Raw genomic sequence first — 14843 nt, forward strand, 5'->3', positions numbered from 1 at the left:
CGCTGCCTTACTCGACCCGTTTTGGCAAAAGCCGGTCCAGTCGCTGATGCAAGGCGCTGCCGCTCGGCCAGTTGCGCAGCAACCGCGCCCGGTCACGGGCAAACGCCGGGGCGAAGCTGAGCTGGGTGGCGTGCTGACACATGGCGTCGAGGTCAATCAGCGACCACTGGCCGGCCTGCCAGAACAGGTTATGGCCTTTGAAGTCGCCATGGCTGATGCGCTCGCGGATCAGCTGCTGCATCACCCGCACCAGGGCCTCGACCTGCTCGTCGGGCGCCTCGCCGCTTTCCACATAGGGCGCGAAGCATTCGATCAGGTCCGGCCCGTCGGCGTACTCGGTCACCAGGTAGGCCGTGCTGCGCAGCCCCATCACCCGCTGCTCCAGCACCGCCAATGGCCGTGGCGTGGCAATGTCGAGAAACTCAAGGCGATGCCCTTCGATCCACGAATGCCAGGCCCGGCTCGGGCGCCAGAAGCGCTTGAACCAGTGCGCGGTGTTCTTGATGTTGTAGCGCTTGAGCACCAGCGTGCGGCCACCCACCTCGATACGCGCCACGCTGGCCGCGCCACCGGTCTTGTACAGGTGGCCTTGGTCAATCAACGCATCGGCCTGCTCGAGCACCGGCAGCAGCGCCTCGACCTCGCCGCGGCGGATGGCGCGCAGGCCCGACAGGTTGCGCGCAACGCTGAACAGCGTGCATTCACGCCCGGCCTTGTCCAGGTAGTCCTTCAGGCGCCAGTTGCGCACCTTGTCCACCTGCTTCTGCAACGCCTCCAGCGGCAGCGCATGCTCGGCGTTGGCCAGGATGTAATGCACCAGCGCCTCCTCGATAAAGGGCTCCAGGCGCTTGGGCAACTGGGCGAAGAACACCCCGAGGTTTTCCAGCACACGCTGGCGCGACAGCTGCTGGCCGGGCGTTTCGGCCTTGATGCCGGCGCCGTCGATCAGGTACAGCTGACCGTCCTGGCGCAGCAGGTTGTCCAAGTGCAGGTCTTCCTGCCACAAACCCTTGGCATGCAGGTGCGCGATGGCGGTCAACGCCTCGCCAAGCACCAGGTGCTGCTCGTCGGCGAGCATCGGCAATGATTCCACCTTGGCCCAGGCGTCACCCAGGCTTTCGGCGTGATCGAGGTATTCGAACAATAGCCAGCCACCTTCGCCTTCCTTGAGGCCATCGACCAGCAGCCGTGGCGTGGTCAGGCCCTGATCGGCCATCAGTCGGGCGCCATCGCGTTCGCGCTGGAAGTGGCGGGCGGAATTGCCGCCGACCAGCAACTTGGCCAGGACCTTGGTGCCTCGCCAGATGCCGGCGCCGACATAGCGCTGGCCCGGCAGCACGCGCAGCAGGCTGAGCAGTTGCAGGTCGGCGCTGCCTGCTGCGTCGGCGAGGGTGATGATCAGGGGCAGGCTTGGGTTGCGCCCGGCCTCCTTCAATTCGGACAGGCGCATCAGCGGGCCTCTTTGTGACGGCGGCGTTGGGTCAGGCGTTGCAGCCAGGTGGAAACCAGAGCGCTGTCGGCCGGCTGCTGCAGGTAGGCCGCCAGCAGCATGCGCACGTCCGCCTCGTCCCAGGCCCGGGCGCGGCGCAGCAGCGGTTCGAGGTCCTTGACCCGGTCACGCATGCCGAACAGCAGCGGACGGGTCTTCTCCAGGTCGATCAACTGTGCCTGCCAGCCCTCGCGGCGCTCACGCAGGAAAATGTGCTTGGGGTAGAAGCAACCGTGCATCTGCCCGGCGCCGTGCAGTGTGCGCGCCAGCTGGCCACAGGCCTGGAGGATGCCCTGGCGTTGCGGCGCGGATGTCTGCGGCCAATGGCCGAGCAAATGCTCAAGGTCGGTCCATTCGTCCAGCGCCCGGGTCATGAGGATCGCCCGGTGTTGGCCGGCCTGTTTGCGCTCCCCATAGAAAACCGCCTGCAAGGCCGGGATATCGAGCTTCTGGTAACGGCTGATATTGCGAAACTCACGGGCGAAGGTCGGCTCGCCAAACGGCCGGTGCAGGCTGCGAGTCAGGTAGTCGCTCTGGCGCTTGAGGTAGTACCCCTTGCCCTCGAGCTCGAGGCGGAACACGCTGCTCCAGCCGCCGCGGCCGGTGTTGGGTTCGTCCACGGCGTCAAGTTGCAGGGCCCAGAGCGCCTCGAAGTCGCCCAGTCCGTGCCGTTGCAGCAGTGCCTGGTCGGCACTGGCCAGGTAGTCGGTCATTCCCTTCCCTCGAAAAAGCTCAGCACCTGACGGATGCGCTTCTTGTCGCGCGCATGCAGGCGCGCATGCCCGCGGTACTGCAGGTAGAAGCGCAAGCGCTGGGTCGCCGACAGGTGATACTTGGCGACCTTGTCCAGGCAGGCCAGGTCCTTGATCAACCGGTGGCGCAGCATGAAACCACGCCAGAAGTCGCCCGTCGGGCAATCGATGAAGAACAGCGTGCCCTGGTCATCGACCAGCAGGTTGCGCCATTTGAGATCGTTGTGGGCGAAATGGTGATCGTGCATTACCCGGGTGTGCCGCGCCAGCTGACGGCTGACATGATCGACCCAGGCCGCGTCACGCAGGCGCGGGTCATTGCGCTCGGCCAACGCCGAGAGGTCCTCGGTGCGTGGCAGTTCGCGAGTGATCATCGCCCCACGGCCAAACGCCAGGCCCTGGCGCTCGAGGCCCCAGGCGACCACGTCGGCGGTGGGGATGCCCCACTTGGCGAACTGCTTGAGGTTCTGCCACTCAGCCTTGACTCGCGGGCGCCCCAGGTAGCGGCGCATGTGCTTGCCGGCTCCGGTGTAGCGTTTGACGTAGTAGTTGACCCCGTCCCGTTCGATGCGGATGACCTCGCTCAACGGGTCGCGGGTCAGACGCTCGCCCTTGATGGCGAACACCGCGTCGATACTGCCGAAATCGGCCGCCAGGTGCGCATACTCAGGCGCCAGGTTCCAGCTCGCCATCAGAGTGCGTCCCCGTAACGTTGCTTGCGGTCGTAGAGCTTCTGCGCCTTGCGCTCCAGCCAGGCGAGCAGTGCAGCCTCGTCCTTGAGCACCTGGCGCAACGGGCGCTGGAAGTAGCCGCGCAAAAAGCGCAGCTTGTCGCGACGGGTCAGACCGATGTCCAGGGCCGAGAAATACAGGGCCGCCAGGTCCTTGTCGCGCCAGCGGCGGCTGACCGTCGCCCGAGTCTGGGCACGGTGCAGGTCGATCACCGACAGCCGGAAGTCGTCCGCCGTCACCGGGCGATCGGTGTGCAGCAGGAAGTGGCAGATGTAGCAGTCGCGGTGGTTGACCCCGGCGCGGTGCATGCCGCCGGTCATCTTCGCCACCTCGGCGATCAGCGCGCGCTTCAGGCGGGGCGCTGGCGGCTGCTTCACCCAATCGATGCTGAAGTCTTCCAGGCTGACGGTCGGCGCCAGCTCCTCGGTGACGATGAACGAGTGCTGGGTGGCCGGGTTGCCACCCCGCTCGCCGTAGGCCACCGCGGTCATGGTCGGCACGCCGACTTCATGCAGGCGCTGGATCGCACGCCATTCCTGGCCAGCACCGAGCACCGGCAGCTTGGCGCTGAACAGGTTCTTGAAGATCTCACCCCAGCCGATGCCACGGTGGATCTTGACGAAGAAGCCCGCGCCATCGACCTCGGTACGCAGGGTGCGACGGCCTTCCAGCTCGCGGTACACCTCGCCCTGCAGGGCTTCGACGGCGTCGAAGGGGTCACGCCCGGCCCACAGGCGCTTGAACGGTTCGGCCAGTATCAGCTTCATGCGGTTTCCTGCCCAAGGATCACGTCGGCGGCATGTTGCGGCATGCTGTACAGGTCGGCGGTGGCGGCGAACGCCACACCGTTGCTCGACCAGGCTGCACGGGCCGCGGCGTCTTCGAGCATGCGTTGCAGATAAGCGTTGAGCTGGTCCTGCTCGAACGGCTCGTCCAGCACCAGGCCGCTGTCGGCCTCGGCGATGTAGTGGGCGTAGCCGCACACCTGCGACACCAGCACCGGCAGGCCGGCAACCAGCGCCTCGAGCAATACGGTACCGGTGTTTTCGTTGTAGGCAGGGTGGATCAGCAGATCGGCGCCGAGCAGGAAGCGTGGGATATCGCTGCGCCCCTTGAGGAACTGCACCTGATCACCCAGGCCGAGCGCAGTACTCTGCACCTGGAACAGCTTGGGGTCGTCCTGGCCGATGACCATCAGTTTCGTGCGTTTGCGCAGGCTCGATGGCAGCGCCGCGAGGGCCTTGAGGCTGCGGTCAACGCCCTTGGTCTTGAAGCCCGAGCCAATCTGTACCAGCAGCAGCTCGTCGTCGGCCATGCCAAACTCCTGGCGGAAGGCGGCGCGGATGGCCTCGGCGTCGGCCGGGCGCCGGCGGTCCTGGGAAATGCCCGGCGGCAGCAGGTGGAAACGCGCCTCGGGAGTGCCGTAGTGCTTGATGAACAGCGGCTGCTGCACCTCGGAGATCATCAGGATCTCGGTACGTGCGTCCTTGGCGAACACCGCCCGCTCGTATTCGGCGAAGTGGCGATAGCGGCCCCAGCGGCGGTAGAGGCCGCCGCGCAGGGTCTGGGCCTTGTCCTCGAAGCAGCCGTCGGCGGCGTAGTAGACATCCAGGCCAGGCATCTTGTTGAAGCCGATCAGGCGATCGACCGGACGCTTGGCCAGGTCCGCCGCCATCCACGCACTGAGCTTCTCGTTGCGGCGATGGTTGAACAGCGCCTTGACCGGCGCCACCAGCACCTCGAAGCCCGGCGGAATGTCACCTTCCCAGATCAGCGTGTACACACGGATCTGGTGGCCACGCTTCTGGCATTCGAGGGCGATGCGCATGAAGTCACGCTGCAGCCCGCCAAAGGGGAAATACTTGTAGAGCACAAAAGCCAGTTGCATCAACGAACATCCTCAGCCAGCAGCAGCGCGCTCAAGCGGCCCGCCACATGCTCGGGATTCAGGCGAGTGAAGCACAGCGGCCACTCGCGTTTGAGATCGAACCGGCGCAGGTCCTCGGCGCTCGGTTTGTAGGTGCACTTCTTCTGCAGGCACGGGGCGCAGGGGAAGTCGCTCGCCTGGTGGATCTGGGCGCGTCCGTAGGCACCGGTCAGACCAGGGTTGGTGGGGCCGAACAGGGAGATGGTCGGCACATCCAGGGCGGCGGCCAGGTGGCCCAGGCCGGTGTCCACCGCCACGCAGGCCTTGGCGGCGGCCAGCACACGGGCTACGCCAGCCAGGTTCAATTTGGGCAGCACCTGGCAATTGTTCAAGCCCTGGGCGATACGCTCGGCGCGGGCTTTTTCCGCAGGGTTGCCCCATGGCAGCATTACCTGCAGCTTGCGCCGGCCCATGCGCTCGGCCAGCTCGCGCCAGTAGGCCTCAGGCCAATGTTTAGTGGCCCAGGTGGTGCCATGCAGGAACACCACGTAAGGCGCGGCGGGCGGCAGTTGCAAGCGGTTGAGGTCAAGGCCGTAGTTGCCCAGCCCTTCCGGCAGGTCGTAGGCCAGGGCCAGGGCGAACAGTTGCCGCACGCGTTCAACGGCATGCTGGCCGACAGCGACCGACAGCCGCCGGTCGTAGAAGCGGCTGGCCCAGCCCTCACGGGCCGAGTAACGGTCCAGACCGGCTACCGGCGCTTTCACGTAACGGGTCAGCCAGGCCGACTTGACCAAGCCCTGGGCATCGATCACCAAGTCGTACTTGTGCTCGCGCAGGCGCTGCTTGAAGGCCTTCCATTCGCCGCTCTTGAGCGTCTGCCAGATATTCTTGCGCCAGCGGCGGATCGCCACCGGGATCACCTGGTCGACCGCCGGGTGCCAGCTGGGGATCTCGGCGAAACCTTCCTCCACCACCCAGTCGAAACGGATGCCGGGGATGGCGTGGGCGGCGTCGGTAAGCGCTGGCAACGTATGGATGACGTCGCCCAGCGACGACGTCTTGATGATCAGGACCCGCACTCAGTCGACCTCGGCCACGGTTGCGATCAGGTCGGAGCCACCCAAGCTGTGCAAGGCGGCGATCACTTTAGCCGGCTCCAGCAGCCGCAGGCAGTTGTAGTGGCCGAAGCGGCAGGTGCGGTCGAAGCAGGGGCTGCATTCGATACCGGTGCGCACCACTTCCACCTGGTCGGCCAGCGGCGGGGTGAAGCCCGGCGAGGTCGAGCCATACACCGCCACGAGCGGACGGTTGAGGGCGGCGGCCACGTGCATCAGGCCGGAGTCATTGGACACCACCGCGCTGGCGCAGGACATCAGGTCGATGGCCTCGGCCAGCGAGGTCTCGCCGGCCAGGTTGCAGGATTCTTCGCGCAGGCCCGGGATCAGTCGGTCGCGGATCTGCTCACCGACCGGGTGGTCGTTCTTCGAACCGAACAACCACACCTGCCAGCCCTGGCGGATCATCGCCTCGGCCACCTCGGCGTAATGCTCGGCGGGCCAGCGCTTGGCCTCGCCGAACTCGGCGCCGGGGCACAGGGCGAGCACCGGGCGGTCCAGCTCCAGGCCAAACTTGGCCAGGGCGGCCTCGCGGCTGGCGGCCTCGATTTGCAGGGCCGGGCGCGGATACGGCTTAGGCAGCTCGGTACCCGGTGCGTAGGCCAGGGCCATGAAGCGCTCGATCATCAGCGGGTAACGCGCCTTGTCCAGCTTGCGCACATCGTTGAGTAGCAGGTAGCGCATCTCGCCGCGCCAGCCGGTGCGCTTGGGGATGCCGGCGAAATACGGCACCAGCGCCGACTTGAGCGAATTGGGCAGCAGGATCGCCTGGTCGTACTGGCCGGCCAGCGACTTGCCGATGCGCCGCCGCGTGGCCAGCTCCAGCGCGCCGTGGCCGAGCGGGAAGCTCAAGGCCTGGCGCACCTCGGGCATGCGTTCGAGGATCGGCCGGCTCCACTCGGGTGCCAGCACGTCGATCACGCAGTCGGGGTGCTGCTGTTTGAGGCTCTGGAACAGGGTCTGCGCCATCACCATGTCGCCGACCCAGCTGGGGCCAATGATCAGTATTCTCATGCTTTATCCAGAAACATTCGGGGAGGCTGCAGGCTGCGCTACAACCTGGCCTCCCCTCTTTATATTCAGGCTATGTGGCGGACAGTGTACCACCGAGGGCGCATTGCGCCCTTTTCGCCGCAGCGCGGCCCCGGCAAGCTCAGGTCAACCCAAGCTGCCCCCAGATCCGCCTTACCTCACGGCGCTCCTCGGCGAACTGCGCCGCGTCGATCATCCCGGCCTGCTTCTGCAAGGCCTGGCGGTGCGAGGCCGAGCGGAACGCCTTGTACAGTTCGCGCAGCAGCACGGCGTCGGCGGCGGGCATCAACCCGGCCTGTTCGAGCTCTTCGAGGATACGGATGTTGTCGGTCCAGCGCAGTATGGCCGGATGGTCGTGGGACCAGGCCAAAGCGGCGTATTGCACCATAAATTCGATATCCACGATACCGCCGGCATCCTGCTTGATATCGAAGGGCTGGCCGGCATCGAAGGCATTGCCCGCAGTGCCTGCGCCGGTGGCCTTGGTGCCCAGGTTGTCACGCATCTTGGCGCGCATCTCGCTCACTTCGACGCGCAGCTTGTCCAGGTCGCGGGGCTGGCCGAGCACCTTGGCCCGAACGCCCTCGAAGGCCGTCGCCACCTGCGGGCAGCCGACCAGCACCCGGGCCCGTACCAGGGCCTGGTGTTCCCAGGTCCAGGCCTCGTTCTGCTGGTAGCGCTCGAAGGCGCCCAACGAGCTCACCAGCAACCCCGAGGCGCCGGACGGGCGCAAGCGCATGTCCACGTCGTAGAGCTGGCCGGAGTTGGTCTGGGTGGTCAGCAGGTGGATGATGCGCTGGCCCAGGCGGGTGTAGAACTGCGCGCTGTCGATGGGCTTGGCGCCGTCGGTCTCGGCGTTCGGGTCGCCATCGTGGATGAACACCAGGTCCAGGTCCGAGCCGTGGCCCAGCTCGAGGCCGCCGACCTTGCCGTAGCCGACGATGATGAAGCCAGGGTCGCATAGGCTGCCGTCGCTGCGCTTGGGCTGGCCATGGCGCGCCACGGTCTGGCGCCAGGCCAGGGCCAGCACCTGGTCGAGAATGGCCTCGGCCAGCCAGGTCAGGTAGTCGCTGACCTTCATCAGGGGCAGGTTGCCGCTGATCTCCGAGGCGGCCACGCGCAGGCTGTGGGCCAGCTTGAAGTGGCGCAGCGCCTCCATCTGCTGCTCAAGGTCATCCTCGGGGATGCGGGTGAGCCGCTCACGCAGCTCGGCGGCCAGCTCCGGGGCCAGCGGCGGGCTGAACAGCCGGCCTTCATTGAGCAGCTCGTCAAGCAGCAGCGGGTAACGGGCAATCTGCTCGGCAATCCATGGACTGGCCGCGCACAAGGTCAGCAGACGGCGCAGCGCGCCGGGATTTTCGGTGAGCAGCACCAGGTAGGCCGAGCGGCGCGCCACCGCCTCGACCAGGGGCAGCACCCGCTCCAGCACCAGGTCAGGGTTGTCATGCTCGACCGCCTGGGCCAGCAGGCGCGGGATGAAGGCATCCAGGCGTTCACGACCGATGCGCTGCATCGAACGCAGCGTCGGGCTGACCCGCAAGGCATTGAGCCGGCGCAGCGCCTCGGCAGGCTGGTGGAAACCGGCCTCCTGCAACTGGCGCCCGGCGGCTTCTTCATCCTGGGCCTGCTCCCACAGGGGCGACCATTCGCCACCGACTACGAGTTCGCCCTCGGCTTCATCCTCATCCGGATCGGCGATCACCTGACGGAAATGCCAGTCGATCCGCCCACGCCAGTGCATCAGTTGGGCATGGAAGCCATCCCAATCGGCAAAGCCCAGCATATAGGCGATGCGCGCGCGGTCGGTCGGGTCATCCGGCAGCATCTGGGTCTGGCGGTCGGCGATGGCCTGGATCGCGTGCTCGGTGTAACGCAGGAACTCATAGCCGTCGCGCAGCTCGGCGACCACCGCCGGCGGCAGGTAGCCCTGGCCCTCCAGGGTGGTCAGCACCTTCAGCAGCGGCCGCTGCTGCAGGCTCAGGTCGCGCCCGCCATGGATCAGCTGGAATGCCTGGGCGATGAACTCGACTTCGCGGATGCCGCCGGCCCCCAGCTTGATATTGTCGGCCATGCCCTTGCGCCGAACCTCCTGCTGGATCAGCTGCTTCATGGTGCGCAGCGCTTCGATCGCGGAGAAGTCCAGGTAGCGCCTATAGACGAAAGGCCGCAGCATTTCCTGCAGCTGCGCGCCGGCCGCCTGGTCGCCGGCCACCACCCGCGCCTTGATCATGGCGTAGCGTTCCCAGTCGCGCCCCTGATCCTGGTAGTACTGCTCCAGGGCATTGAAGCTGAGCACCAGCGCGCCGGCCGAACCGTACGGGCGCAGGCGCATGTCGACACGGAACACGAAGCCATCGACGGTGACCGGGTCGAGCGCCTTGATCAGGCGCTGGCCGAGGCGGGTGAAGAACTCCTGGTTGTCCAGCGAGCGCTTCACGCCTTCGGTTTCACCGCCCTCGGGGAAGGCGAAGATCAGGTCGATGTCCGACGACAGGTTCAACTCCACCGCGCCCAACTTGCCCATGCCCAGCACCACCAGGTGCTGGGGCTGGCCGCTGCGGTTGCCGATGGGGGTGCCGAACTGCTGGCAATGGCGCGGGTAGAGCCATTGATAGGCTTCGTCGATGCTGGCATCGGCCAGGTCGGACAGATCGCGGCACGTCTCGGCCAACGCTGCCTGGCGGGTCAGGTCGCGCCAGATGATGCGCAACTGCTGGCGGTTGCGCTCACGGCGCAGGTTGCGCGCCAGTTCGTCCTCGCTTTGCGCGGCCTGGGCGACGACATGGATGTGAGCGCGAAGTTGGCCCGGGGTGTATGCCTGGTCCATCGCGCCACTGGCCAGCAGCTCGAACAGCACCGCCGGATCGCGCTGGGCCTGCTCCAGGACGAAGTCACTGGCCGCAGCGACCTGGTCGAACTGGCGCCGATGCTCGGCGCCCAGGCTGTCCAGGTGCAGATCAGCATGACCGGCCAAGGCATCGCGGAGAAATTGCTGGTTGCGAGCGACCAGTGGTTGGAGAGCGGCAGGCAGATCGAGCGGCAAAGGCAGGCGCATGGTCTATCCTTGATCGGCGTGAAAGAGAGCGGTTGGAGAGGTCAAACGGGGGTTGGACCACGGTTGGACTGTCGTACAAAAGTTGGAAATAGCTGATAAAGACGAAAAATTGGCAAAACCCATCAAGATTCACCTGCTTGCGACACACCGCCAACCAACATGAACGTTTTTCCTCACAACCCGGGATGCGACCAAACGTCGCATTTGTGTAGTTTTACTACTACGCCCAACGTGCAAAAGCATGAAATGCGAAAGCATTTGTAGTAAAACTACACCGCGCCGGATGACTGTCCGGTAATCCAAGAATTCACGACGTCTGCCCATAAGGCCAGTCGCAAACTCAGGCCATCGATTCTGGTGGCCTTTCCGCCCTGGAGCAAGCCATGCAAGACCTCGATCCAATCGAAACCCAGGAATGGCTGGATGCCCTGGAGTCGGTCCTCGACAAAGAAGGCGAAGACCGCGCTCATTACCTGATGACCCGTATGGGCGAGCTGGCCACCCGCAGTGGCTCCCAGCTGCCATATGCCATCACCACGCCGTACCGCAACACCATCCCTGTCACCCACGAAGCACGCATGCCCGGCGACCTGTTCATGGAACGCCGCATTCGCTCGATGGTGCGTTGGAACGCCCTGGCCATGGTCATGCGCACCAACCTGAAAGACTCGGACCTGGGCGGACACATCTCCAGCTTCGCCTCCAGCGCCACCCTGTATGACATCGGCTTCAACTACTTCTTCCAGGCCCCGACCGACGAACACGGCGGCGACCTGATCTTCTTCCAGGGCCACGCATCCCCAGGCGTCTACGCCCGCGCCTTCATGGAAGGCCGCATCAACGAAGAGCAGATGAACAACTTCCGCCAGGAAGTGGACGGCAACGGCCTGTCTTCGTACCCGCACCCATGGCTGATGCCTGACTTCTGGCAGTTCCCGACCGTTTCGATGGGTCTGGGCCCGATCCAGGCCATCTACCAGGCGCGCTTCATGAAGTACCTGGAAGCCCGTGGCTTCATCCCGGCCGGCAAGCAGAAGGTCTGGTGCTTCATGGGCGACGGCGAGTGCGACGAGCCGGAATCCCTGGGCGCAATCGCCCTGGCCGGCCGCGAGAAGCTGGACAACCTGATCTTCGTCATCAACTGCAACCTGCAGCGCCTCGACGGCCCGGTTCGCGGCAACGGCAAGATCATCCAGGAACTCGAAGGCGTGTTCCGTGGCGGTGGCTGGAACGTCAACAAAGTCGTCTGGGGCCGCTTCTGGGACCCACTGCTGGCCAAGGACACCAACGGTGCCCTGCAACGCCGCATGGACGAAGTCATCGACGGCGAGTACCAGAACTACAAGGCCAAGGACGGCGCGTACGTCCGTGAGAACTTCTTCAACACCCCAGAGCTCAAGGCCATGGTCGAAGACCTGTCCGACGAGGAGATCTGGAAGCTCAACCGTGGCGGCCACGACCCGTACAAGGTCTACGCGGCCTACCACCAGGCCGTGAACCACAAAGAGCAGCCAACCGTCATCCTGGCCAAGACCATCAAGGGTTACGGTACCGGTGCCGGCGAAGCCAAGAACACCGCGCACAACACCAAGAAGGTCGACGTCGACAGCCTGCGTCACTTCCGTGACCGCTTCGACATCCCGGTCAAGGATGCCGACCTCGAGAACCTGCCATTCTTCAAGCCCGAAGAAGGTTCCGCCGAAGCCAAGTACCTGGCCGAACGCCGTGCTGCCCTGGGCGGTTTCGTGCCGCAGCGCCGCGCCAAGAGCTTCAGCGTGCCGACCCCGCCACTGGAAACGCTGAAAGCGATCCTCGACGGCTCGGGCGACCGCGAAATCTCCACCACCATGGCCTTCGTGCGCATCCTGGCGCAGCTGGTCAAGGACAAGGACATCGGCCAGCGCATCGTCCCGATCATCCCGGACGAAGCCCGTACCTTCGGTATGGAAGGCATGTTCCGCCAGCTGGGCATCTACTCGTCGGTCGGCCAGCTCTACGAGCCAGTCGACAAAGACCAGGTGATGTTCTACCGCGAAGACAAGAAGGGCCAGATCCTCGAGGAAGGCATCAACGAAGCCGGCGCCATGTCGTCGTTCATCGCTGCCGGTACCTCGTACAGCTGCCACAACCAGCCGATGCTGCCGTTCTACATCTTCTACTCGATGTTCGGCTTCCAGCGTATCGGCGACCTGGCCTGGGCCGCTGGCGACAGCCGCACTCGTGGCTTCCTGATCGGCGGTACCGCCGGCCGTACCACCCTCAACGGTGAAGGCCTGCAGCACGAAGACGGTCACAGCCACATGATGGCGGGCACCATCCCGAACTGCCGCACCTACGATCCGACCTACGGCTACGAGCTGGCGGTGATCATCCAGGACGGCATGAAGAAGATGACCGAAGAGCAACAGGACATCTTCTACTACATCACCGTGATGAACGAATCCTACCAGCAGCCAGCCATGCCGGCCGGTGTCGAGGAAGGCATCATCAAGGGCATGTACCTGCTCGAAGAAGACACCCGCGAAGCCGCGCACCACGTGCAGTTGATGGGCTCCGGCACCATCCTGCGCGAAGTCCGCGAAGCGGCGAAGATCCTGCGTGAAGAGTTCAACGTCGGTGCCGACGTGTGGAGCGTCACCAGCTTCAACGAACTGCGTCGCGACGGCCTGGCCGTGGAACGCGCCAACCGCCTCAAGCCTGGCCAGAAGCCTCAGCAGACCTACGTCGAAGAGTGCCTGGCCGGTCGCAAGGGCCCGGTCATCGCCTCCACCGACTACATGAAGCTGTTCGCCGAGCAGATTCGCCAGTGGGTGCCGAGCAAAGAGTTCAAGGTCCTGGGTACCGACGGTTACGGTCGCAGCGACAGCCGCAAGAAGCTGCGTCACTTCTTCGAAGTCGACCGCCACTTCGTGGTGCTGGCTGCCCTGGAAGCCCTGGCTGACCGTGGCGAGATCGAACCCAAGGTTGTGGCTGACGCCATCGTCAAGTTCGGCATCGACCCGGACAAGCGCAACCCACTGGACTGCTGAGGAGTATTTTTAAGTGAGCGAACTCATTCGCGTACCTGACATCGGCAGCGGTGAAGGTGAAATCATCGAGCTGTTCGTCAAGGTCGGTGACCGTATCGAGGCCGACCAGAGCCTGCTGACCCTGGAGTCCGACAAGGCCTCCATGGAGATCCCGGCGCCTAAGGCCGGCGTGGTCAAGGAACTGAAGGTCAAGCTGGGCGACCGCCTGAAAGAAGGCGACGAGCTGCTGGTCCTGGAAGTCGAGGGTGCCGCTGCTGCGGCGCCTGAGGCTCCGGCCGCGGCCCCGGCAGCAGCTCCAGCGCCTGCCGCTGAAGCCGCGCCTGCTGCTCCGGCCGCAGCCCCGGCTGCCGCCAGCGTACAGGACATCCACGTGCCGGATATCGGCTCGTCGGGCAAGGCCAAGATCATCGAAGTGCTGGTCAAGGTCGGCGACACCGTCGAAGCCGACCAGTCGCTGATCACCCTGGAGTCCGACAAGGCCTCCATGGAGATCCCGTCGCCTGCCGCTGGCGTGATCGAAGCCGTGCTGTGCAAGCTGGAAGACGAAGTTGGCACCGGCGACCTGATCTTCAAGATCAAAGCCGCTGGCGCTGCTCCTGCCGCCGCTCCGGCGCCGGCCGCTGCAGCACCGGCCAAGGCTGAAGCCGCTTCGGCCGCGGCACCTGCCGCTGCTGCTCCGGCTGCCGCCCCTGCACCGGTCGCCACCGCGCCTGCCGCCGGCAGCAACGCCAAGGTCCATGCCGGCCCTGCCGTTCGCCAGCTGGCCCGTGAATTCGGCGTCGACCTGGGCTCGGTCGCGGCCACTGGCCCGCACGGCCGTATCCTCAAGGAAGACGTGCAGGTCTACGTCAAGGCGATGATGCAGAAGGCCAAGGAAGCCCCGGCTGCCGGCGCCACCGGTGGTGCCGGCATCCCGCCGATCCCGGCCGTCGACTTCAGCAAATTCGGTGAAGTCGAAGAAGTCGCCCTGACCCGCCTGATGCAGGTCGGTGCCGCCAACCTGCACCGCAGCTGGCTGAACGTGCCGCACGTGACCCAGTTCGACTCCGCCGACATCACCGAGCTGGAAGCCTTCCGCGTTGCGCAGAAGGCCGTGGCCGAGAAGGCTGGCGTCAAGCTGACCGTGCTGCCGCTGCTGCTCAAGGCCTGCGCCTTCCTGCTCAAGGAACTGCCGGACTTCAACAGCTCGCTGGCACCAAGCGGCAAGGCGATCATCCGCAAGAAGTACGTGCACATCGGCTTCGCCGTGGACACCCCGGACGGCCTGCTGGTCCCTGTGATCAAGAACGTCGACCAGAAGAGCCTGCTGCAACTGGCTGCCGAAGCCGCCGCGCTGGCCGAGAAGGCCCGCACCAAGAAGCTCTCGGCCGACGACATGCAAGGCGCCTGCTTCACCATCTCCAGCCTCGGTCACATTGGCGGCACCGGCTTCACGCCGATCGTCAACGCGCCGGAAGTGGCTATCCTCGGTGTGTCCAAGGCGACCATGCAGCCAGTCTGGGATGGCAAGGCCTTCCAGCCCAAGCTGATGCTGCCGCTGTCGCTGTCCTACGATCACCGTGTGATCAACGGCGCCGCCGCCGCGCGCTTCACCAAGCGCCTGGGCGACGTGCTGGGCGATATCCGCACCATGCTGCTGTAATAGCTGCACGCTGCCCCTCACTCGAGGGGCAGCACCGTTTTCGAGCTGCCACGCTCGTACCTCAACCCCGCCAATTGGCGGGGCTTTTTTTATCAGCTGCAAGCTGCAAGCTCCTGACCTTCAGATTCCCC

General features: G+C 65.3%; 10 protein-coding genes. 2 read left to right on the forward strand and 8 right to left on the reverse strand.

Annotated elements, in window-relative coordinates; translation table 11 throughout:
* Window positions 1-7: 7 nt before the first annotated feature.
* The 8 genes from KHO27_RS20230 to glnE form a co-directional block, all read right to left on the reverse strand.
* Entirely contained in the window at window positions 8-1450 is a 1443-nt protein-coding gene (locus tag KHO27_RS20230; RefSeq protein WP_110697407.1) for a lipopolysaccharide kinase InaA family protein, read from the reverse strand.
* On the reverse strand, window positions 1450-2202 hold the full coding sequence (locus tag KHO27_RS20235) for a lipopolysaccharide kinase InaA family protein (protein WP_110697405.1): 753 nt from the start codon (window positions 2200-2202) through the stop codon (window positions 1450-1452). Before KHO27_RS20235 ends, KHO27_RS20230 begins: the two co-directional genes overlap by 1 nt.
* Window positions 2199-2933: a lipopolysaccharide kinase InaA family protein gene (locus KHO27_RS20240; protein ID WP_102681882.1), complete on the reverse strand. Its 735-nt coding sequence runs from the start codon at window positions 2931-2933 to the stop codon at window positions 2199-2201. The genes KHO27_RS20235 and KHO27_RS20240 overlap by 4 nt, the downstream gene beginning before the upstream one ends.
* Window positions 2933-3739 carry a lipopolysaccharide core heptose(I) kinase RfaP gene (gene rfaP, locus KHO27_RS20245; RefSeq protein ID WP_046857428.1) on the reverse strand — a complete coding sequence of 269 codons (807 nt, stop codon included), beginning with the start codon at window positions 3737-3739 and terminating at the stop codon, window positions 2933-2935. Before rfaP ends, KHO27_RS20240 begins: the two co-directional genes overlap by 1 nt.
* Window positions 3736-4860, reverse strand: a complete 1125-nt coding sequence (locus KHO27_RS20250) for a glycosyltransferase family 4 protein (protein WP_214500687.1) — start codon at window positions 4858-4860, stop codon at window positions 3736-3738. Before KHO27_RS20250 ends, rfaP begins: the two co-directional genes overlap by 4 nt.
* Window positions 4860-5918: a lipopolysaccharide heptosyltransferase I gene (gene waaC / locus KHO27_RS20255; protein WP_102681879.1), complete on the reverse strand. Its 1059-nt coding sequence runs from the start codon at window positions 5916-5918 to the stop codon at window positions 4860-4862. The genes KHO27_RS20250 and waaC overlap by 1 nt, the downstream gene beginning before the upstream one ends.
* On the reverse strand, window positions 5919-6968 hold the full coding sequence (gene waaF / locus KHO27_RS20260) for a lipopolysaccharide heptosyltransferase II (protein WP_046857431.1): 1050 nt from the start codon (window positions 6966-6968) through the stop codon (window positions 5919-5921).
* Window positions 6969-7107: 139 nt separating this feature from the next.
* Window positions 7108-10041 (reverse strand): bifunctional [glutamate--ammonia ligase]-adenylyl-L-tyrosine phosphorylase/[glutamate--ammonia-ligase] adenylyltransferase, encoded by a 2934-nt coding sequence (glnE, locus tag KHO27_RS20265; protein ID WP_110697401.1) that lies wholly within the window; start codon window positions 10039-10041, stop codon window positions 7108-7110.
* Window positions 10042-10424: 383 nt separating this feature from the next.
* On the opposite strand from glnE, the gene aceE reads away from it, so the two are divergent.
* Together aceE and aceF are read left to right on the forward strand one after the other, a co-directional pair.
* The gene (gene aceE / locus KHO27_RS20270; protein WP_110697399.1) at window positions 10425-13070 is read left to right on the forward strand and encodes a pyruvate dehydrogenase (acetyl-transferring), homodimeric type; all 2646 of its coding nucleotides are present in this window, start codon (window positions 10425-10427) and stop codon (window positions 13068-13070) included.
* Between the two features lie 13 nt (window positions 13071-13083).
* Window positions 13084-14712, forward strand: a complete 1629-nt coding sequence (gene aceF, locus KHO27_RS20275; protein ID WP_110697397.1) for a dihydrolipoyllysine-residue acetyltransferase — start codon at window positions 13084-13086, stop codon at window positions 14710-14712.
* The last annotated feature ends 131 nt before the right edge of the window (window positions 14713-14843 follow it).

It is taken from the genome of Pseudomonas sp. RC3H12, assembly GCF_018596375.1.
GTDB lineage: Bacteria > Pseudomonadota > Gammaproteobacteria > Pseudomonadales > Pseudomonadaceae > Aquipseudomonas.

Coding starts and splice junctions, on each gene's coding strand:
- KHO27_RS20230 (WP_110697407.1), bottom strand. CDS start 1,450: ATGCGCCTGTCCGAATTGAAGGAGGCCGGGCGCAACCCAAGCCTGCCC.
- KHO27_RS20235 (WP_110697405.1), bottom strand. CDS start 2,202: ATGACCGACTACCTGGCCAGTGCCGACCAGGCACTGCTGCAACGGCAC.
- KHO27_RS20240 (WP_102681882.1), bottom strand. CDS start 2,933: ATGGCGAGCTGGAACCTGGCGCCTGAGTATGCGCACCTGGCGGCCGAT.
- rfaP (WP_046857428.1), bottom strand. CDS start 3,739: ATGAAGCTGATACTGGCCGAACCGTTCAAGCGCCTGTGGGCCGGGCGT.
- KHO27_RS20250 (WP_214500687.1), bottom strand. CDS start 4,860: ATGCAACTGGCTTTTGTGCTCTACAAGTATTTCCCCTTTGGCGGGCTG.
- waaF (WP_046857431.1), bottom strand. CDS start 6,968: ATGAGAATACTGATCATTGGCCCCAGCTGGGTCGGCGACATGGTGATG.
- glnE (WP_110697401.1), bottom strand. CDS start 10,041: ATGCGCCTGCCTTTGCCGCTCGATCTGCCTGCCGCTCTCCAACCACTG.
- aceE (WP_110697399.1), top strand. CDS start 10,425: ATGCAAGACCTCGATCCAATCGAAACCCAGGAATGGCTGGATGCCCTG.